At 56.8% G+C, this 18775-nt stretch carries 18 protein-coding genes and 1 pseudogene; 4 read left to right on the top strand and 15 right to left on the bottom strand.

Annotated features, from left to right (window positions below):
* Positions 1-15 precede the first annotated feature (15 nt).
* Both tpiA and SPL01S_RS22695 read right to left on the bottom strand, forming a co-directional pair.
* Positions 16-783 (bottom strand): triose-phosphate isomerase, encoded by a 768-nt coding sequence (gene tpiA, locus SPL01S_RS22700; RefSeq protein ID WP_004953219.1) that lies wholly within the window; start codon positions 781-783, stop codon positions 16-18.
* A 127-nt stretch (positions 784-910) separates the two neighbouring features.
* Positions 911-1501: a DUF1454 family protein gene (locus tag SPL01S_RS22695; protein WP_062869053.1), complete on the bottom strand. Its 591-nt coding sequence runs from the start codon at positions 1499-1501 to the stop codon at positions 911-913.
* Positions 1502-1701: 200 nt separating this feature from the next.
* Between SPL01S_RS22695 and SPL01S_RS22690 the strand changes: the two genes are divergently transcribed.
* Positions 1702-2127, top strand: a complete 426-nt coding sequence (locus SPL01S_RS22690) for a DUF805 domain-containing protein (RefSeq protein WP_062869052.1) — start codon at positions 1702-1704, stop codon at positions 2125-2127.
* Between the two features lie 8 nt (positions 2128-2135).
* Here the strand turns inward: SPL01S_RS22690 and fpr are convergent, their stop codons facing one another.
* Positions 2136-2882: a ferredoxin--NADP(+) reductase gene (gene fpr / locus SPL01S_RS22685; protein WP_004953210.1), complete on the bottom strand. Its 747-nt coding sequence runs from the start codon at positions 2880-2882 to the stop codon at positions 2136-2138.
* Positions 2883-2885: 3 nt separating this feature from the next.
* Positions 2886-3509 carry a helix-turn-helix transcriptional regulator gene (locus tag SPL01S_RS22680; protein WP_006328850.1) on the bottom strand — a complete coding sequence of 208 codons (624 nt, stop codon included), beginning with the start codon at positions 3507-3509 and terminating at the stop codon, positions 2886-2888.
* 296 nt (positions 3510-3805) lie between these two features.
* Between SPL01S_RS22680 and emrD the strand changes: the two genes are divergently transcribed.
* On the top strand, positions 3806-4990 hold the full coding sequence (gene emrD, locus SPL01S_RS22675) for a multidrug efflux MFS transporter EmrD (protein WP_062869051.1): 1185 nt from the start codon (positions 3806-3808) through the stop codon (positions 4988-4990).
* Between the two features lie 173 nt (positions 4991-5163).
* Here emrD and glpX read toward each other — a convergent pair whose 3' ends face one another.
* The 3 genes and pseudogenes from glpX to SPL01S_RS22660 all read right to left on the bottom strand — a co-directional run bounded on the left by glpX (position 5164) and on the right by SPL01S_RS22660 (position 8701).
* Positions 5164-6174, bottom strand: a complete 1011-nt coding sequence (gene glpX, locus SPL01S_RS22670) for a class II fructose-bisphosphatase (protein ID WP_063202953.1) — start codon at positions 6172-6174, stop codon at positions 5164-5166.
* Between the two features lie 129 nt (positions 6175-6303).
* The gene (gene glpK / locus SPL01S_RS22665; protein WP_041417255.1) at positions 6304-7791 is read right to left on the bottom strand and encodes a glycerol kinase GlpK; all 1488 of its coding nucleotides are present in this window, start codon (positions 7789-7791) and stop codon (positions 6304-6306) included.
* 63 nt (positions 7792-7854) lie between these two features.
* Positions 7855-8701, bottom strand: a pseudogene (locus tag SPL01S_RS22660) (MIP/aquaporin family protein).
* Between the two features lie 540 nt (positions 8702-9241).
* On the opposite strand from SPL01S_RS22660, the gene zapB reads away from it, so the two are divergent.
* Positions 9242-9481 (top strand): septal ring assembly protein ZapB, encoded by a 240-nt coding sequence (zapB, locus tag SPL01S_RS22655; RefSeq protein WP_004953193.1) that lies wholly within the window; start codon positions 9242-9244, stop codon positions 9479-9481.
* 57 nt (positions 9482-9538) lie between these two features.
* Here zapB and rraA read toward each other — a convergent pair whose 3' ends face one another.
* From rraA to priA, 7 genes are all read right to left on the bottom strand, one after another.
* Positions 9539-10024 carry a ribonuclease E activity regulator RraA gene (gene rraA / locus SPL01S_RS22650; protein WP_013814997.1) on the bottom strand — a complete coding sequence of 162 codons (486 nt, stop codon included), beginning with the start codon at positions 10022-10024 and terminating at the stop codon, positions 9539-9541.
* A gap of 75 nt (positions 10025-10099) precedes the next feature.
* Positions 10100-11017 carry a 1,4-dihydroxy-2-naphthoate polyprenyltransferase gene (locus tag SPL01S_RS22645; RefSeq protein ID WP_006328846.1) on the bottom strand — a complete coding sequence of 306 codons (918 nt, stop codon included), beginning with the start codon at positions 11015-11017 and terminating at the stop codon, positions 10100-10102.
* Positions 11018-11110: 93 nt separating this feature from the next.
* Positions 11111-12445: an ATP-dependent protease ATPase subunit HslU gene (gene hslU, locus SPL01S_RS22640; protein WP_004953188.1), complete on the bottom strand. Its 1335-nt coding sequence runs from the start codon at positions 12443-12445 to the stop codon at positions 11111-11113.
* A gap of 12 nt (positions 12446-12457) precedes the next feature.
* Positions 12458-12988: an ATP-dependent protease subunit HslV gene (gene hslV, locus SPL01S_RS22635; protein ID WP_004953184.1), complete on the bottom strand. Its 531-nt coding sequence runs from the start codon at positions 12986-12988 to the stop codon at positions 12458-12460.
* A gap of 102 nt (positions 12989-13090) precedes the next feature.
* Positions 13091-14080 carry a cell division protein FtsN gene (gene ftsN / locus SPL01S_RS22630; RefSeq protein WP_063202951.1) on the bottom strand — a complete coding sequence of 330 codons (990 nt, stop codon included), beginning with the start codon at positions 14078-14080 and terminating at the stop codon, positions 13091-13093.
* 65 nt (positions 14081-14145) lie between these two features.
* A complete protein-coding gene (cytR, locus tag SPL01S_RS22625) occupies positions 14146-15174 on the bottom strand; it encodes a DNA-binding transcriptional regulator CytR (protein ID WP_013814994.1) in 1029 nt (342 codons plus the stop codon).
* A gap of 289 nt (positions 15175-15463) precedes the next feature.
* Positions 15464-17659, bottom strand: a complete 2196-nt coding sequence (priA, locus tag SPL01S_RS22620) for a primosomal protein N' (protein ID WP_063202949.1) — start codon at positions 17657-17659, stop codon at positions 15464-15466.
* A gap of 201 nt (positions 17660-17860) precedes the next feature.
* On the opposite strand from priA, the gene rpmE reads away from it, so the two are divergent.
* On the top strand, positions 17861-18076 hold the full coding sequence (gene rpmE / locus SPL01S_RS22615; RefSeq protein ID WP_004953176.1) for a 50S ribosomal protein L31: 216 nt from the start codon (positions 17861-17863) through the stop codon (positions 18074-18076).
* Positions 18077-18154: 78 nt separating this feature from the next.
* On the opposite strand, the gene metJ is transcribed toward rpmE, so the two are convergent.
* Positions 18155-18472, bottom strand: coding sequence for a met regulon transcriptional regulator MetJ (metJ, locus tag SPL01S_RS22610; RefSeq protein ID WP_006317756.1), 318 nt, complete (start codon positions 18470-18472; stop codon positions 18155-18157).
* Between the last annotated feature and the right edge of the window lie 303 nt (positions 18473-18775).

Below are 18775 nucleotides of genomic sequence, written 5' to 3'. Positions count from 1 at the left end.
ATGAGCCGAATGAAATCAGGCTTTTTTAGCGGCTGCAGCGGCTTTGACGATCACGGCGAAAGCGTCAGCTTTCAGTGATGCGCCGCCAACCAGCGCGCCGTCGATGTCCGGCTGGGTGAACAGCTCGGCAGCATTCTTATCGTTTACAGAACCGCCGTACTGGATGATCACTTCTGCAGCTACGGCTGCGTCCTGCTTGGCGATGTGATCGCGGATAAATTTGTGTACTGCCTGTGCCTGCGCAGGCGTAGCTGATTTGCCGGTACCGATGGCCCAAACTGGCTCATAAGCGATAACGGTCCCTTTGAACGCTTCAGCGCCCTGGGTTTTCAGCACGGCGTCGATCTGGCGTGCGCAAACTTCTTCGGTTTTACCCGCTTCGTTTTCTGCATCGGTTTCACCGATGCACAGCACCGGGATCAGACCGGCCGCTTTCAGCACGGCAAATTTTTCGGCGATCGCAGCGTCGGTTTCTTTGTGGTAAGTGCGACGTTCGGAGTGGCCGATGATGATGTATTGCGCGCCTACATCTTTCAGCATGTCAGCGGAAACTTCGCCGGTGAATGCGCCGGACAGGTTCACGTCTACATTTTGAGCGCCCAGAGCAATGCGGCTGCCGGCCAGAGCGTGCTTGGCCTGATCCAGGTACATCACCGGCGGTGCGATAGCCACGCCACAACCGTCAACGCTGCTCAGTTCATTGCGCAGAGCGGCAATGAGTTCGTTAACCATGTGAGTGCTGCCGTTAAGCTTCCAGTTACCCATAACTAATGGATGACGCATGTTTTTTCCTCCAACAAGGGAACGCGAGAGTCGAAATAACCACTGCCGGACCGGCAGTTTACCTGCCCAACAGTATAGAGATGATTAAGCGCGAAGGCTTTGCTTTTCGTCATTAAATACCGTGCTGTTAAGGCTCGGATAGCGCCAGCTTAACCGGTTCAACAGCGAAAGTTATCCCTTTATCGCCGTTGTCCGATACCACGTAGCGGATCGCGCCGACCTGCTGTTGGTAGAAGCGTGAACCTTTGCCCTTTTCCAGCAGGCTGGTCACTTTTGCCAGGCTTTGTTCCACCGTCAATGCCGGTTCAAATTGGCGCATCAGCGCAGCCATGTAGTTGACGGCAACGCTGCGAGCAACCTTCTCTTCGCTGCTTTGCTGCAGCGGCAGGTGAGTGATCTGCAGCGTTTTGATTTTACCGGTGCCTTTTTCCAGTGCGGTGGAGGCATAGAGGTTTTCATTCAGCTTGCTGGCGGCACGGGTCAGCAGGGGCGAGTCGTCTTCTGCGGTTGCAATGGCGCGAAATTCGCCGATCGGCAGCGTTGGATTATCGCGGTTGTATTTTTCGCGGAATATTACCACCGTCAGATCAAACGTCGGCGCGCCGGCCAGCAGATAAGGTGCGGTGGGCGACGCACTGGCGGCGGCATCCGGTGGATCGGCCCAGGCACTGCTGATACCCAGCAACAGGCAGGCGATGGCGATGGATTTTCTCAGCATGGCATACACGGCATCAAGAACAAAGATGGCTCCGATTAAAGCGATAACCGAGGGGGATTGTCAAAGATCCCGCGCTATTATCGCTCGCTGACAGGAAAGCTGTGCGTTACTCCGCGTAATGCAGGGCGGAAATCTCTGCCCGGCGGCGCCTATGTTACACTGCGCGACAGAATATGGGCAGGCTAAGAGCGCAGGAATCGATGACGTTACAGCAGTGGTGTTTTTCTTTTAAGGGCCGTATCGGGCGGCGTGACTTCTGGATTTGGATGGGGGCCTGGCTGGTATTGATGGCCGTCGCCTTTACGCTGGCGAATTACCAACTGGTGGCTATCCAGTCGATAGCGTTCTTTATCGTTGCGTTGCTGTGGCCAACTGCGGCGGTGCTGATCAAGCGCCTGCACGATCGCAACAAGGCCGGCTGGTGGGCGCTGCTGTTGATTCTGGCGTGGATGCTGGCGGCGGGCAATTGGCAGATGCTAGCGCCAATCTGGCAGTGGGGCGTCGGGCGTTTTATCCCGACGCTGATTCTCGTGATGATGATGATTGATCTGGGCGCTTTTGTCGGCACCCCAGGGAATAACCGTTTCGGCCCGGAAGCCGAGCCGGTCAGGTTCCGCAGTAAATAAGCCTGCGGTTACCAGTAATGCTCGCTGGTCATATGGCCCGGTTTGCGGCGCAGGTGTTTGCGCATCTGCCGCTGATCCTTCAACGTCTGCTGGGTGTCTCGCACCATCTGCGGGTTACCGCACAGCATGACGTGGCAGGTTTCGGCATCGAGGGGCAGCCCCACCGCCGCTTCCAGCCGGCCGTCTTCGATCAGCGCCGGCACGCGCCCGGTCAGTGAACCTGCGGCATCTTCGCGGCTGACGACGGTCTGAATGCGCAGCTTACCGTTGTAGCGCTGCTGCAATTGCTGCATCAGCGGCAGGTAGCTGAGATCGCGCGCAAAGCGGGTGGCATGCACCAGCACCAAATTTTTGAAGCGTTCCAGGTCTTTGCCTTCCTGCAGGATGGACAGGTAAGGGCCGATGGCGGTACCGGTCGCCAACATCCACAGGGTGTCGCACTCCGGCACTTCTTCCAGCACGAAGAAACCGGCGGCCTCTTTGGTCACCATCACTTCCGATCCCGGCCGCAGTTGATTGAGCCGCGGGCTCAGTTTGCCTTCCGGCACGGTGACCAGGTAAAACTCCAGATTCGGATCGCTGGGCGCGTTGACGTAGGAATAGGCGCGCTGCACGCGCTCACCGTCAACTTCCAGCGCCAGTTTGGCAAATTGCCCGGCGGTAAAGGTATCAATAGGGGCATGGACGGTAATGCTGAACAGCCCGTCGGTCCATTGCTCTACCTGCGTAACCTTGCCATTAACCCAGTCAGCCATACTCTAAAGCTCCAATGGTCGAATCAAATAAGCGCAATGTCGTGAGCCGGAAATGGCATGCGCAGCGCGTTCTATTCGGTAGCCGTGGCCAAACAGGCGGTGAAACAGCCGCAGTTCCGAGTTGCACAGGTTGCTGCAGACAGTGGCCGCCACGCCGATCGGGCAGTGGTTTTCCACCAGCAGCATGCCCTGTGGATGTTCGAACAGTTCGGCCATGTAGCCATCGTGCTGCCGCAGGCGCACCAACCGGGCGAGTCTGCCCTGATGGCTGCGTTCTTCCGACAGCTCTTTGGCATAGCGCTGATAAAGCTTTTCTTCCCGTTCGCTAATCAGTTGTTCCACACCTTCGGCGCCAAACAACTGATGGGCAGACTCCAGTAACGCCGTGGCAAGCGTATCGTGGCAATCGGCGAACTCAGCGTGGCCTTGCTGGGTCAGCGACCAGTAACGCGTTGGGCGGCCTACTTTGGTACGCGCCTCTTCGTAACAAACCAGCTCACGTCTTTCCAGGGATTGCAGATGCTGACGGATACCCATTGGGGTGATGTCCAGACGCTCAGCCAGCATTTTGGCGGAATGCGGCCCCAAGGTTTTCAACTGCAATAAAATCAGCTCTGGTGTTTTCATGAACCAAATCCCTATGGTGTTATTTTATTTCAAGATGATGAAAATAATTATCGATTAAATGCTAAAGCCAAATTACGGCAATCTCGCCATTTTTACCCCTTAAGCGTTAGACGTACAGTTTAATTTACGAGGTTGGTTGCCTTTGCTGCCAGTGTGACCGGGATCAATATCTGTCTGAAACTCGCTAAAAAAATCAGATTTGTTAGCTTATGCCGCCATAGAGGGCTGCTCGCCGTTCTGACTCAATCCGGAGTCATGCCGGGACGCTGTGACGAGTTAATACGCTAACGAAGACAATGAGAAAAATAGACAATTTTCACCTGCTGGTGATGCTCACCCTGTTGGTGGCCGTCGGTCAGATGGCGCAAACCATTTATGTTCCTGTCATTGCTGACATTGCCCGAGATCTGTCGGTGCGCACCGGTGCGGTGCAGCGCGTGATGGCGGCGTATCTGATGACCTATGGCTTTTCACAGCTGATTTACGGCCCGCTGTCGGACCGCATTGGCCGCCGCCCGGTGATCCTCGCCGGGATGATGATTTTCCTGATTGGTGCCCTGGGCGCGTTCTTGTCCACTAGCCTGACGATGTTGGTTGCCGCCAGCGCCATTCAGGGGATGGGCACCGGCGTGGCGGGGGTGATGGCGCGTACCATGCCGCGTGACCTGTATGCCGGGACCTCACTGCGCTATGCCAACAGCCTGCTCAATATGGGCATTCTGGTGAGCCCGCTGCTGGCGCCGATTATCGGTGGGGCATTGGCGATGATATTCGGCTGGCGTGCTTGCTACGCTTTCCTGTTGGCGCTTTGCGCCGGCGTCGCCTTCGCCATGTTCCGTTGGCTGCCGGAAACCCGGCCTCAGCAGACAGAAAAACGGCGCATGCTGGCGAGTTTCGGCAAGCTGCTGGCCGACGGCACTTTCAGCTGTTACCTGGTGATGCTGATCGGAGCGCTGGCGGGGATAGCGGTATTTGAAGCCAGCTGTGGCGTGCTGATGGGGGGCGTGTTGGGCCTGAGCGGGCTGACCGTCAGTATCCTGTTTATCCTGCCGATCCCTGCGGCGTTTTTTGGCGCCTGGTACGCCGGCCGTGACGGCAAAACCTTCCACAACCTGATGTGGCATTCGGTTATCAGCTGTCTGCTGGCAGGCCTGATGATGTGGATCCCGGGTTGGTTTGGTGTGATGAACATTTGGACGCTGATCGTGCCGGCGGCGCTGTTCTTTTTCGGCGCCGGGATGTTGTTCCCATTGGCTACCACCGGTGCGATGGAGCCTTTCCCCTATCTGGCGGGCGCGGCGGGCGCCTTGGTGGGCGGTATGCAGAATATGGGATCGGGTCTGGCGACCTGGCTTTCCGCCATGCTGCCGCAGACCGGGCAGTTCAGCCTCGGCCTGCTGATGTTTGCGATGGCGCTGCTGATTTTGCTGTGCTGGTGGCCGTTGTCAAATCGTCTCCAGCATCAGGGACATACCGCATAAATCAACAGGGCGCCCTGTTGGTTTATGACAAAGTGGCCTTTGAGTCCGAGATACCCGGGCCTGGCGCACCGAGGGGCGCTCCGGCAGCTAAAGCTGCTACGACCCCTTAGGCACGCTCTCCCTAATAGCGGGCTTTGTCAGCAATCTGAGGGCGCCAATGGCGCCCTGTTTAATTACAGCAGGAACTCGTGCAGCGCCGGATCTTTACGGTCCAGATAATGGGTTGAGCGAATGCGGCGGATAGTGCGGGACTTGCCGCGGATCAGCAGGGTTTCCGTGGTGGCCATATTGCCCTGGCGGCTAATGCCTTCCAGCAGATCGCCCTTGGTGATGCCGGTGGCGGAGAAAATGACGTTGTCGTTACGCGCCATTTGGTCCAATACCAACACCTGGCCGGCCTCAATCCCCATCTCTTTGCAACGCGCCAGTTCTTCTTCGCCGATGCGGCGGTTCTCGGCACTGTCGCCTTTCACCTGATGACGCGGCAGCAGTCGCGCCTGCATATCTCCATCCAGCGCGCGGATCACCGCAGCGGAAATCACCCCTTCAGGTGCGCCGCCGATACCGTACATCACGTCGACTTCGCTTTCCGGCAAGCAGGTCAGGATGGAGGCCGCCACGTCGCCGTCGGGGATAGCGAAGACCCGCACCCCGAGCTGTTGCATCTGCGCGATAACGCCGTCGTGGCGCGGCTTGGCCAGAATGACCACCGTCAGCTGCGCCAGCGGCTTGTTCAGTCGGGCTGCGACCTGGTTCAGGTTTTCTGCCAGCGGCAGGTTGAGATCGATAGCGCCGCGCGCCGCCGGGCCCACCACCAGCTTTTCCATATACATGTCCGGCGCGTGCAGGAAAGTGCCGCGATCGCCCACCGCCAGCACGGCCAGTGCATTGGGCTGGCCCATGGCGGTCATGCGGGTGCCTTCGATGGGGTCGACCGCGATATCTACCGCATCGCCCTGGCCGCTGCCAACGTGCTCGCCGATGTACAGCATGGGCGCTTCATCAATTTCGCCTTCGCCGATCACGATGCGGCCATCGATATCCACTTTATTGAGCATAATGCGCATTGTGTTGACCGCAGCGCCGTCGGCGGCATTCTTGTCGCCGCGTCCCAGCCATTTGTAGCCCGCCAGCGCGGCGGCTTCGGTAACGCGGGAAAATTCGATGGCTAATTCACGTTTCATGGCAAAACCCGTTGTGAGAAAGGAAGAAAATATCGGCAAAGTTTATCACAGCAGGGCGGCAGCGGGCGGGGCAAAAAAAACGCGCCGCCCGGGGGCAGCGCGTGATTCGGTCAACAAAGCAAAAGGGTGTTAGTCGTGATCTTCCCATGCCTGGGCGCGGGCAACCGCTTTTTTCCAGCCGCTGTAGCGGAAGTTACGCTCGGTGGTTTCAATGCTTGGGCGGAACTCACGCTCGATAACGGCTTTGCTCTTCACCTCATCCAGATCGTTCCAGTAACCAATGGCCAGGCCCGCCAGGAAGGCTGCACCCAGAGCCGTCGATTCACGCACTTCAGGGCGCTCAACACGGGTACCGAGGATGTCGGACTGGAACTGCATCAGGAAGTTGTTGGCCACTGCGCCACCGTCCACACGCAGCGATTGCAGGCGGGTGTTGGAGTCGGCCTGCATGGCGTCGAGCACGTCGCGCGTCTGGTAGGCGATGGACTCCAGCGTGGCGCGGATGATGTGGTTGCTGTTCGCACCGCGGGTCAGGCCGAAGATGGCGCCACGGGCATACGGGTCCCAGTAAGGGGCACCCAGGCCGGTGAAGGCCGGTACGACGTAGACGCCGTTGCTGTCTTTCACCTTGGTGGCGAAGTATTCGGAGTCGGCCGCATCGCTGATCAGTTTCAGCTCATCGCGCAGCCACTGGATAGAGGCACCGCCGATAAATACCGCGCCTTCCAGCGCATAGTTCACTTCACCGCGCGGGCCGCAGGCGATGGTGGTCAGCAGGCCGTGGCTGGATCGCACCGCTTCTTTGCCGGTGTTCATCAGCAGGAAGCAGCCGGTGCCGTAGGTGTTTTTTGCCATGCCAGGTTGAACGCACAGTTGGCCGTACAGCGCCGCCTGTTGGTCACCGGCGATACCGGCGATAGGAATACGCGTGCCGCCTTTACCGCCGATATTGGTCTGGCCGTACACCTCGGAGGATGGGCGGACTTTCGGCAGCATGACGCGCGGAATATCCAGCGCTTCCAGCATGCGATCGTCCCAGTCCAGCTCATGGATATTGAACATCATGGTGCGCGAGGCGTTGGTGTAATCGGTTACGTGCACCCGCCCCTGGGTCATTTTCCACACCAGCCAGGTGTCGACGGTGCCGAACAGCAGCTCGCCGCGTTTGGCGCGTTCACGGGCACCTTCAACGTTATCGAGGATCCACTTCACCTTGGTGCCCGAGAAGTACGGGTCGACCACCAGGCCGGTGTTGTGACGAATGTACTCTTCCAGGCCATCGCGCTTGAGCTTTTCGCAGATGTCGGCGGTGCGGCGACATTGCCAGACGATGGCGTTGTAAATCGGCTTGCCGGTCTCTTTTTCCCAGACGATGGTGGTTTCACGCTGGTTGGTGATGCCGATGCCGGCAATCTGATCGGAGTTGATGTCGGCTTTTGCCAGCACTTCCACCAGCGTGGAGCTTTGTGATGACCAGATCTCCATCGGATCGTGTTCAACCCAGCCGGCTTTCGGGTAAATCTGCGTGAACTCGCGCTGAGATACCGCAACAATATTGGCATCGTGATCGAGCACTACGGCACGTGAACTGGTGGTTCCCTGGTCGAGAGCGACAATGTATTTTTTTCTACTGTCATGATCTTAATCCTGCTGTTGTTAACCGTTTTAAAACTGTGTCAATCACGCTTTGCGCTGCTGGGCCTTGGTAGCGGGTTCTTCTTCCTCTACGCAGACGTCGCACGGCAGATGGCGGCCAATCAGTGCGCGGTAGCCGAAGGCACCCAGGCCGGCACCGAGGATTGGGCCAAAGATTGGCACCAGGAAGTACGGGATGTCACGCGCGCCGGTGAAGGCCACTTTGCCCCAGCCTGCCAGATAAGCGAACAGTTTCGGGCCGAAATCACGCGCCGGGTTCAAAGCAAAGCCGGTCAATGGTCCCATGGAGGCGCCGATAACGGCAATCAGAATACCGATCAACAGCGGCGCCAGCGGGCCACGTGGAATACCGTTGCCGTCGTCGGTCAGCGCCAGAATCAGGCACATCAGAATTGCGGTAATCACCGTTTCCACCAGGAAGGCCTGGCCGACGGAGATGTGCGCGTTAGGATAAGTGGAGAAGATACCGGCCAGAGCAAGGCTCTCGTCGCTGCCGCGGACCATATGGTTGGCCGCTTCGAAATCGAAGAACAGGTTGTAATACAACCCGTAGACCAGGGCTGCTGCGCAGAAGGCTCCGGCGATCTGCGCGACAATGTAAGGGAGTACTTTGCGTCCGTCAAAGCAGGCGAACAACCACAGCGCGATAGTGACGGCCGGGTTAAAGGTGCGCACCGGAGATGGCAGCAGTCAGATAGATGGCCATGGCAACGCCCAGGCCCCAAATGATACTGATTTCCCACTGGCCGAAGCTGGCACCCGCCAGTTTCAGTGCGGCAACGCAGCCTACGCCAAAAAAGATCAACAAACCTGTGCCGAGGAACTCGGCGATACACTGGCCTTTTAGGGTCGGACTGGTGGTTTGGCTCATAATGTTGTTGTCCTGCAAAACGGCGGTTATAGGTTTATAGGCTCACTGTGCTAATCCACTTGGCCTATGGGTACAGTTTTTTTCATCTCGTCCAATTATTAATTGAGGACGTGATGTAAATTTATCGTTAACGAACATAAACGAGAAATAGCGAAATCAAAATGTGTGTGCTTCGTCATAAAATTGAGCGAATTCGCGTCGTCCGGTGTTCTTTCTGCGCCATGAAAGTGTGATCTGACCAGTGGTTTTCCCACCAATTGTTAACAAACCCTTTTTTGTCCGATGGGCATTTTCAGTTTTTGCTGATAGTGAGGGCAGGAAAATTGCAACAGACTGCGCGATGAGCCGGTATGTTGCTAGACAGTCGGGGACAGGCTACTTACAATCGTTTTTATCGAAAGAAACGTTTTATCGAGACAGGCGCGCTTTTTTCAATAAAAGCGCGTGTCACTTGGCGCGATGCATATTCGCAGCGGTTGCAACCTGAGTTGCGGCCGTTAGCTATAGATGTACGCCTTGCTATCATGAGGGGACTGAAGAATGTCATTTGAAGTATTTGAGAAATTGGAAGCAAAAGTTCAGCAGGCGATCGATACCATCACCCTGCTGCAGATGGAAATTGAAGAACTGAAAGACAAAAACAATACTCTGTCTCACGAAGTTCAGGCTGCCTCAGGCAACCACGAATCTCTGGTGCGTGAAAATCAGCAACTGAAAGAAGAGCAGCATGTATGGCAAGATCGCCTGCGCGCGCTGCTGGGCAAAATGGAAGAAGTTTGATTCCCTGATGCCAGAATCGAAAAGGGCGCCTTAGGCACCCTTTTTCATCTCTGTGGGTTACTCGATATCGAGCGGGTCCTCAGACAGAATGATCCCGGTATTGTCGGCGTAGAGATGATCGCCGGAGAAGAAGGTGACGCCGCCAAAGTTAACACGAATATCGCTTTCGCCGACGCCTTCGCTGATGGCGCCCGCCGGAATGGCCGCCATCGCCTGAATGCCGATGTCCAGCTCTTCCAGATCGTCTACCTGGCGCACTGCACCGTAAACCACGATGCCTTCCCATTCGTTCTGGGTTGCCAGACGCGCCAGCTCAGCGTTGATCAGTGCGCGACGCACCGAGCCGCCACCGTCGATCAGCAGGACGCGGCCACGGCCGTTCTCCTCGAGCAGATCGAATAACAGGCCGTTATCCTCAAAGCATTTCACCGTAGTGATTTGCCCGCCAAATGAAGTACGCCCGCCAAAATTGGAGAATAGAGGTTCAACAACGTTCACCTCTTCATGATAGATGTCGCAAAGTTCGGAAGTATCGTATTTCATAGGATTTTACGTCTGTTTGCCGCTGGAATAATCAGTATATCCCTTTATTCGCCCTGTTGGCAAAATCATCAGTTTTTAACTGAGCGCCACGCCGATGGCGAACAATACGTTGGCCAGCAGCGCCGCCTTGACCATATGTTCCAGCATCGGGCGCATGCCGGCCGGGGTCGGATCGCGCAGCACGCGCAGGCCATGACGCACCAGCAGCGGGATAGCCAGCACAAACAGCCAACCCCACAGGCTATGCAGATTAAGCAGCGTAAACAGCGCAAAACACGCCACCGCGCCAATCAGCAGCAGGGCGTGGTAGTAGCGCGCCTTCTGCGGGCCGAGCCGCACCGCCAGGGTATTTTTGCCGTTGGCGCGATCGCTTTCGATATCGCGCAGGTTATTGATATTGAGTACCGCGGTTGCCAGCAGACCGCAGGCGGTGGCCGGCAACATCACTATGCTGTCAAAAGCGTGGGTTTGCAGGTAGTAGGTGCCCGCTACGCTCAGCCAACCAAAGAACACCAGCACCGAAATATCGCCCAATCCCAGATAACCATAAGGCTTGTTACCTACGGTGTAGGTAATGGCGGCGACGATAGAAAGCCCGCCCAGCACCAGGAAGCCTATGACGTCGCTGGGCTGCTCACAGGCCACGGCGATCAGCGAACAACCGGCGATGGCAATCAATACCACCGTCACGACCAGCGCGCGTTTCATCTGTGCCTGGGTGATCATGCCTTTCTGCATGCCGCGTAGCGGTCCGATACGATCTTCCTTGTCGCTGCCTTTTACCGCATCGCCATAGTCGTTCGCCAGATTGGAGAGAATTTGCAGCAGACCGGCGGTCAGCAGTGCCAGCAGCGCCACGCCGGGTTTCAGGCTGTCATGCAAGGCGGCAATGGCGGAGCCGACCACGATCGAGGCAAAGGCCAGCGGCAGGGTGCGTGGTCGTAAACTTTCAAGCCAGGCTCTGGCCGGGGAGGTGGAGGTTGATGAGCTCATTTTTCGCTTCAGAGTAAGTGGCTGTGTCCGTTAGAAATAATTGTGGGAGGCAATGCCTCCCACACAGATGACCGACAGGACATGATTGAGCGATTATAGGATAAAACGACTCAAATCTTCATCCGCTACCAGTTCATCCAGATGATTACGCACGTAATCCGCATCAATTGTAATGGATTGGCCGTTAATTTCACTCGCATCGTAGGAAATATCTTCCATCAGACGCTCAAGCACGGTGTGCAGACGACGCGCGCCGATGTTTTCGGTGCTTTCGTTAACCTGCCACGCGGCTTCGGCGATGCGACGGATACCTTCGGCGGTGAACTCGATATTGACGCCTTCGGTGCCCATCAAGGCTTTGTACTGCTCGGTCAGCGAGGCGCTTGGCTCGGTCAGGATACGCTCGAAATCTTCGGTGGTCAGCGCCTGCAATTCAACGCGGATCGGCAGGCGGCCCTGCAGTTCCGGGATCAAATCCGACGGGCTGGCGGTCTGGAATGCGCCGGAGGCGATAAACAGAATGTGATCGGTTTTCACCATGCCGTGCTTGGTGGAAACGGTACAGCCTTCCACCAGCGGCAGCAGATCGCGCTGCACGCCTTCGCGTGACACGTCCGGGCCGGAGCTTTGGCCACCGCGCTTACAGATTTTGTCGATCTCGTCGATAAACACGATGCCGTGTTGCTCAACCGCTTCGATCGCCTGCTCTTTCAGCTCTTCCGGGTTCACCAGCTTGGCGGCTTCTTCTTCGATCAACAGCTTGAAGGCTTCTTTGATCTTCAGCTTGCGCGGTTTGTGCTTCTGGCCGCCCAGATTCTGGAACATCGACTGCAGCTGATTGGTCATCTCTTCCATGCCCGGAGGCGCCATGATTTCCACGCCCATTGGCGCAGAAGCCAGATCGATTTCAATCTCTTTGTCGTCCAGTTGGCCTTCACGCAGTTTCTTGCGGAATGCCTGACGTGCGGCCGACGGCTCTTGATGTTCTTCCGGCTGGCCCCAGTTGTTTTTGGCCGGTGGGATCAGTACGTCGAGAATGCGTTCTTCCGCCATCTCTTCGGCGCGGGTGCGGTTTTTCTCGATCGACTGCAGACGCACCATTTTGATCGCGGCGTCGGTCAGATCGCGGATGATGGAATCCACTTCTTTACCGACATAGCCTACTTCGGTGAACTTGGTGGCTTCTACCTTGATGAAGGGGGCATTGGCCAGCTTCGCCAGACGACGGGCGATTTCAGTTTTACCGACGCCGGTCGGGCCGATCATCAGAATATTTTTTGGCGTGACTTCATGACGCAGCATCTCGTCGAGCTGCATGCGGCGCCAGCGGTTACGCAGGGCGATGGCAACGGCACGTTTGGCCTTGTTCTGGCCGATAATGTAGCTGTCCAGCTCGCTGACGATCTCGCGCGGGGTCATTTCAGACATAGTATTCGATCCTTACGCTTTGGAAGGCAATTCTTCGATGGTGTGGAAATGGTTGGTGTAAATACAGATGTCACCGGCGATGTTGAGGGATTTATCAACGATTTCGCGGGCGCTCAGTTCGGTATTTTCCAACATCGCACGAGCGGCAGCCTGGGCGTATGGGCCGCCGGAACCGATCGCAATCAAATCATTTTCAGGCTGGATCACGTCACCGTTGCCGGTGATGATCAGCGAAGAGTGTTCATCCGCCACGGCCAGCAGCGCTTCAAGCTTGCGCAGCATGCGGTCGGTACGCCAGTCTTTAGCCAACTCAACGGCCGCTTTAACCAAATGGCCCTGGTGCATTTCCAGCTTGCGCTCGAACAGCTCAAACAGCGTGAAGGCATCCGCAGTGCCACCGGCGAAACCGGCAATCACTTTGTCGTTATACAGGCGACGCACTTTCTTGACGTTGCCCTTCATTACCGTATTGCCCAAGGTGGCCTGGCCATCGCCACCGATCACTACCTGGCCGTTGCGGCGTACGCTTACAATTGTTGTCACGAGCAGACCCTCGTTGAAGACGGAAAGAAGCCCTCGCAGCGTCTGCTTGCGCAGACACTACGAGGCATATTGAGAGTATAGATGGGGGGGGATTGACGCTTTTCAACCCCCAACGGCGAGGGGAATGCAACTTGACATGCCAGCGCCCTTCAGACGCGATAGGGTTTTGTCCGCTGTTGCGCGGCTGCTGTAGGGGCCGAGCACCACGCGATTCCAACCGCCACCGGCGGTGATGCGGCTTTCGATACCTTCAAACGCCAGGCGCGCACGGACGGATTCCGCCTGATCGGTGGCACGGAACGAACCGCATTGCACCATCCACTTCTGTTTCTGCTCAGGCTTGGTTTCCTGCTTGGCCGTTTCCTGTTTCACTTCCGGCTTGGTTTCCGGTTTTACCTCAGGTTTTGGCTCAGGTTTTGGCTGCGGTTTAGGCTCAGGCTGTTTAACCTGGACCGGCTGCGGCTGCGGCTGCGGCTGCGGCTTGGGTTTGGGTTGAGCCTGCTGGTGCTGTTGTTGTTGCTGCACCGGCGCCGTCGTTGCACCGCTGTTAAACGGATTACGCGGCTGGGTAACCTGTGGTTGCTGCGTCTGTTGCTGAACTTGCTGCTGTATTTGTTGTTGCTGCACCTGCTGTTGGCGGCTGTTGCCGCGCACTGCGGCTTGCGAAGGATCGTTATACGGCACTTCATTCAACTGCGTTGGGCGCTGTTGCATATCCGCCTGCATTTGTTCCAGCAGTTGGCGTTGTTCGGTGGTCAACTGAGTCTTGGAGTTGACTTCACCGCCGGCCGTTGGCTCGGTCGGGGTCTGTACGCCAATCTGGCGGTTCTCCAGCTCTTTGATATAGCGCCAGCGCTCTTCCGGCTTCGGCGGCAGGCCATTGCCAGGGCGATTGCTGTGTGCAGGCAACAGCGGCACATCGTCCGGTTTGTTGTGCGTAATGAAATAGAGGCCACCGATAAAGATCACCAGAAGTGCTACGGCTAGCGCCAGCACGGTTTTGGATACTTTCGGAGAACTGCTCTTTTTACGGCTGGGGGTTTTGCGCCGCGCTCCTGTGCGCCCACGGCCTACATAGTCTTTTTGTGCCACTATTATTCCGCTGTGTCCTGATGAGGAGATAAGTCCTGCATGTTACTGAACCCTAAAATATTTGACTAGCGTTTAGGGGCAGCGGTGCTGCCTCTGATAATTAACTCACTGTCCAATAGCCGGGAGCCACTTGGTACTGCCTGTCCGTGCAGTTGTTCCAACAACAGCAGCATCGCTTGCCGGCCGATCTCATAGCGCGGTTGAGCCACCGTGGTTAACGGCGGATCGCAATACTGCGTCAGCTTGATGTCGTCAAAGCCAACGATGGAAAGGTCCTGCGGTACTCGCAGCCCCATTTTTTTCGCCTGTGACAGCACGCCGATTGCCATGACGTCACTGTGGCAGAATATTGCCGTCGGGGGTTTTGGTTGCGCCATCAGCGCTGTCAGCGCCTGCGCACCGGCTTCGTACGTGAAATCACCCCGGGTAATATAGCTGCTTTCGACGTTAATGCCATTACGACGTAGCGCCTGAATGTAACCTTGCAGCCGATAATGGCTGAGAGGCATCTGTTCCGGTCCGGCGACACAGGCGATTTGCTTGTGTCCGAGCTGGTGCAAATAATGTACGGCCTCGAAGGCGGCGGTCAGGTTATCGATGTGTACCGTCGGCAGTTCCAGCTCCGGGGCAAACTCGTTGGCCATCACCATCGGCGGCAGATTGCGCTGCTCTTCCTTGCTGGCGTCGAAGGGCAGGTTGGAGCCGAGCAGCAGCATGCCGTCGATTTGCTTGGTGATAATCAGATTGACGAAGGTTCGTTCCTGCTGGTTTTGCTGAGCGCAATCGCCAATCAGCACCAGATAGCCTTGCTGCGCCGCGGTCTGCTCGATCCCCTGGATCACGTCGGCGAAGAACGGATCGCAAATGTCGGGGACGATCACCAGAATGGTACGGGATTCATTGCGCTTGATATTGCGCGAGAGGGCATGAGGAGAGTAGCCCACGGCCAAAACGGCCTGCTCTACTTTCTGACGCGTCGGCGTTGACACCTTCTCCGGGTTCATCAGCGCGCGCGACACGGTTGCCGTTGAAACGCCCGCCATCTCGGCAACGTCTTTCATGGTTGCCATGGGTAATTCTTTCTTGTGTTCCAACGCCTTTCTCCTTGCGTTAGCCCCATGCCAACGCGACTACTGCAGTTTGCTCACAAATTTTGGCGTACGGTGGTGTTGTTATCATTTAGCGCCATCCGCATTCGAACATTCTGTCACGGTGCTACTTTAGGTGCCAAAATTGCCTTGGCAGACATTCTAAACAGAATATGTCCCGCCTTTGTTACCTAATTTGCATAAAAAGTGTGACCCGGGAAGGTTTTTTAGCGTTCGCTCGCAATTTCAAGGGTAAACGTTTGCCTTGCCTGAACTGAATCAGACTTTTCCGGGTTCAGCTATCTATCGGATCGACGTCCAGCGTCCATTTCACCTTACGTGCCTGTGGCAGTGTACCGATCAACGGCAACGAGCTTTTCATCAACTGTTGCAGCACGCGTCGCGAAGGATGCTGCAACAGCAGTTGCCAACGGAAGCGGCCGCCGCGTTTTGACTGCAATGCCGGGACGGGCCCCATGACCCACAACGAGTCGTCTTTCAGTGGGCTGGCTTCCAGCAGGTTGCGCAGCTGCTGCAGGAACAGCGGCGCCTGTTGGTTATCGTGATCTTCCGAACGCACGATGATATGGCTGGTGTAGGGCGGCAGGAAGACGCTGTTGCGTTCCGCCAGCGTCTGTTTGGAAAAGGCCTCGTAGCCCTGCTGCAACAGAATTTGCAGCAGCGGGTGTTCCGGGTGGTGAGTCTGCAAAAGGACTTCACCCTGTTTGCCGGCGCGGCCTGCACGGCCGGAGACCTGGGTATACAGTTGGGCAAAGCGTTCAGCGGAACGGAAATCAGCCGAAAACAGCGCGCCGTCGACGTCCAGCAGGGCGACCAGCGTCACGTCCGGGAAATGGTGACCTTTTGCCAACATCTGGGTGCCGATCAGTATGCGTGAGCCACCACGGTGAATATCCGCCAGATGCTGCTCGAGCGAGCCCTTGCGGCTGGTGGTGTCTCGGTCAATACGGGTGATCGGCGTTTCCGGGAACAGCGGCGCCAGTTCGTTTTCCAATTGCTCGGTACCGACGCCGACCGAGACCAGGTGCGTTGAACCGCATTGCGGGCACTGGTGCGGTACCGGCCGCTGGCTGTCGCAGTGGTGGCAGCGCAGTTGGCGATGATTCTGATGGAAGGTGTAGTAATGATCGCAGCGTTGGCATTCGGCAATCCAGCCGCACTCGTGGCACAACAACGCCGGCGCATAGCCGCGGCGGTTAAGGAATAACATCACCTGATTGCCGGCTTTCAGGTGGTGCTGCATGCTTTTCAGCAAAGGCTGCGACAGACCCACCTTCAGCGGCAGGCCTTTCAGGTCGATCAGGTGCTGCGCCGCCGGTTTGGCGTTGCCCGCGCGCTGGGTGAGCTTGAGTTGACGGTATTTACCCAGTTGCACGTTGTGCAGCGTTTCCAGCGCCGGCGTGGCGGAACCCATGACCATCGGGATGTTCTCTTCCCGGGCGCGGAACACCGCCAGATCGCGTGCGTGGTAGCGCCAGCCTTCCTGCTGTTTATAGGAGCTGTCGTGCTCTTCGTCGATAATGATCACGCCCAGGCGTGAGAACGGGGTAAATAGCGCAGAGCGGGTACCTATGACGATCGCCGCTTCGCCGCTGCGGGCGCGCAGCCATACCGCCAGCCGTTCGCTGTCGTTGAGGCCGGAGTGCAGTACGTCTACCGGCGCATTGAAGCGCTCGCGAAAGCGGGCGATGGTTTGCGGCGTCAGGCCGATTTCCGGCACCAGCACCAGCGCCTGTTTGCCCATGGCCAGAATGTTTTCCAGCACGCTGAGATAGACTTCTGTCTTGCCGGAGCCGGTGACCCCGGCCAGCAACCAGGCGGCAAACTGATTGTCTTCGCTGCGGATCGCACCCACGGCGGTGGCCTGCTCGGTATTCAGCCGCAGCCGTTCGCCGAGCACTTCAAAACCCGGTCGCCAGTCCTGCGTCGCCAAAGTCTGAGCCCGTAAGTCGATCAGCCCTTTGGCGCGCAATGCCTGCAGCGCGCTCTCGGTCAGTTCAAGTTCGCTGACCTGGTGGCGATAAACCGGGCGTTGCAGCAGCGCGGCCAGTGCCTGCTGTTGTTTGGGGGCGCGTTTCAGGCTTTCCGGCGGCGTGGCGCGGCCCTGTTCAGTGGCGAACCATTGCCACAGCGGCGCGGCTTCCGCCGGTTTGCCTTGCCTTAGCAGGATCGGCAGCGCGTGGAACAGCACTTCGCCGATAGGATAATGATAATAGTCGCTGGCCCAGCGAAGAATGCGCCACAGGCTGGGGGAGAACAGGGAGGCGTTGTCGATGATGCTGTCGATGGGCTTAAGCTTATCCAGCGGCAGTTCGCTGGTGTCGCTGCTGCCGGTGACGATGCCGATTGCCCGTTGCTTACCCCAGGGTACGCAAACGCGCGCGCCGGCTACCGGCTGCAAGCCTTGCGGCAGCAGATAGTCGAAGGTGCGGGCGAGGGGAACCGGTAAAGCAACGTGTACAACGGGCATGTGGCGGCCATCCAGATGGAAAAAGTGTCGGGTAGTTTACACTGCGGGCCGCAAAATGTACGGTTCCAATTGCGCGCCACATTGAATTTCTGTATAGTTTGCCGCCTTTGGTATAATCCGATACCAAAATATATTATCAACCACGTGTGGTGTCTGGCGAAACAGGGCTGGATAGCGACACGGCCTTAACTGAGGTTTCCCATGAAACAAGGTATCCACCCAAAATACGAAGAAGTTACTGCTAACTGCTCTTGCGGTAACGTGATCAAAATCCGCTCTACCGTGGGTCACGATCTGAACCTGGACGTTTGTGGTCAATGCCACCCGTTCTACACTGGCAAGCAGCGTGACGTTGCTACCGGTGGCCGCGTTGACCGCTTCAACAAGCGTTTCAGCGTACCAGGCGCTAAGAAATAATATTTCTTACCGTCAGATGAAAAAGGCGCCTTCGGCGCCTTTTTTCGTTTCTGCCGCCTGCTTTCGCAGGCCGACGAGTCAGTATTCCCAGGTATCGGGATCCACACCCAATTCACGCATCAGCACTTTTGCGGCTTCCGGGATTTCATCGCTGCGTTCTTTGCGCAGGTCTTCATCGTTCGGCAGCGGCTGGCCGGTAAAAGCATGCAGGAATGCTTCGCACAGCAATTCGCTGTTGGTGGCGTGGCGCAGGTTATTGACCTGGCGACGAGTCCGCTCATCGGTGAGGATTTTCAGGACCTTCAGCGGAATGGATACCGTGATTTTTTTTACTTGCTCGCTTTTTTTACCGTGTTCAGCGTAAGGGCTGACATACTCGCCGTTCCACTCAGCCATGGGACACCTTAAATTTGTCAGAAAAATTACAAAATTCTAAAAACCGGCCAATTATGCCCGATCTTCACTGTTCTCACTAAATAAATGTCAATTTTACGCGACCAGGGTCACTGTATGCTCAGGATCAATAGGTGTCGCCTATGCATTTCGCGTTAACATCGTATCGTCATATCAAACCGGCATAATTTTAGCGGGTATTACTGCTTTGCTCAATCTATACGCAAAGAAGTTTAGATGTCCAGATGTATTGACGTCCATCTCCGCTGCGATTAATCTTTAGCCCTCATTCATCCGAATCCTGAG

Origin of the sequence: Serratia plymuthica NBRC 102599 (genome assembly GCF_001590925.1) — a bacterium.
In the GTDB taxonomy this organism is placed as follows: Bacteria; Pseudomonadota; Gammaproteobacteria; order Enterobacterales; family Enterobacteriaceae; genus Serratia; species Serratia plymuthica.
This window is presented reverse-complemented; position numbering and strand designations above follow the sequence as displayed.

Coding starts and splice junctions, on each gene's coding strand:
- tpiA (WP_004953219.1), bottom strand. CDS start 783: ATGCGTCATCCATTAGTTATGGGTAACTGGAAGCTTAACGGCAGCACT.
- SPL01S_RS22695 (WP_062869053.1), bottom strand. CDS start 1,501: ATGCTGAGAAAATCCATCGCCATCGCCTGCCTGTTGCTGGGTATCAGC.
- SPL01S_RS22690 (WP_062869052.1), top strand. CDS start 1,702: ATGACGTTACAGCAGTGGTGTTTTTCTTTTAAGGGCCGTATCGGGCGG.
- fpr (WP_004953210.1), bottom strand. CDS start 2,882: ATGGCTGACTGGGTTAATGGCAAGGTTACGCAGGTAGAGCAATGGACC.
- SPL01S_RS22680 (WP_006328850.1), bottom strand. CDS start 3,509: ATGAAAACACCAGAGCTGATTTTATTGCAGTTGAAAACCTTGGGGCCG.
- emrD (WP_062869051.1), top strand. CDS start 3,806: ATGAGAAAAATAGACAATTTTCACCTGCTGGTGATGCTCACCCTGTTG.
- glpX (WP_063202953.1), bottom strand. CDS start 6,174: ATGAAACGTGAATTAGCCATCGAATTTTCCCGCGTTACCGAAGCCGCC.
- zapB (WP_004953193.1), top strand. CDS start 9,242: ATGTCATTTGAAGTATTTGAGAAATTGGAAGCAAAAGTTCAGCAGGCG.
- rraA (WP_013814997.1), bottom strand. CDS start 10,024: ATGAAATACGATACTTCCGAACTTTGCGACATCTATCATGAAGAGGTG.
- SPL01S_RS22645 (WP_006328846.1), bottom strand. CDS start 11,017: ATGAGCTCATCAACCTCCACCTCCCCGGCCAGAGCCTGGCTTGAAAGT.
- hslU (WP_004953188.1), bottom strand. CDS start 12,445: ATGTCTGAAATGACCCCGCGCGAGATCGTCAGCGAGCTGGACAGCTAC.
- priA (WP_063202949.1), bottom strand. CDS start 17,659: ATGCCCGTTGTACACGTTGCTTTACCGGTTCCCCTCGCCCGCACCTTC.
- rpmE (WP_004953176.1), top strand. CDS start 17,861: ATGAAACAAGGTATCCACCCAAAATACGAAGAAGTTACTGCTAACTGC.
- metJ (WP_006317756.1), bottom strand. CDS start 18,472: ATGGCTGAGTGGAACGGCGAGTATGTCAGCCCTTACGCTGAACACGGT.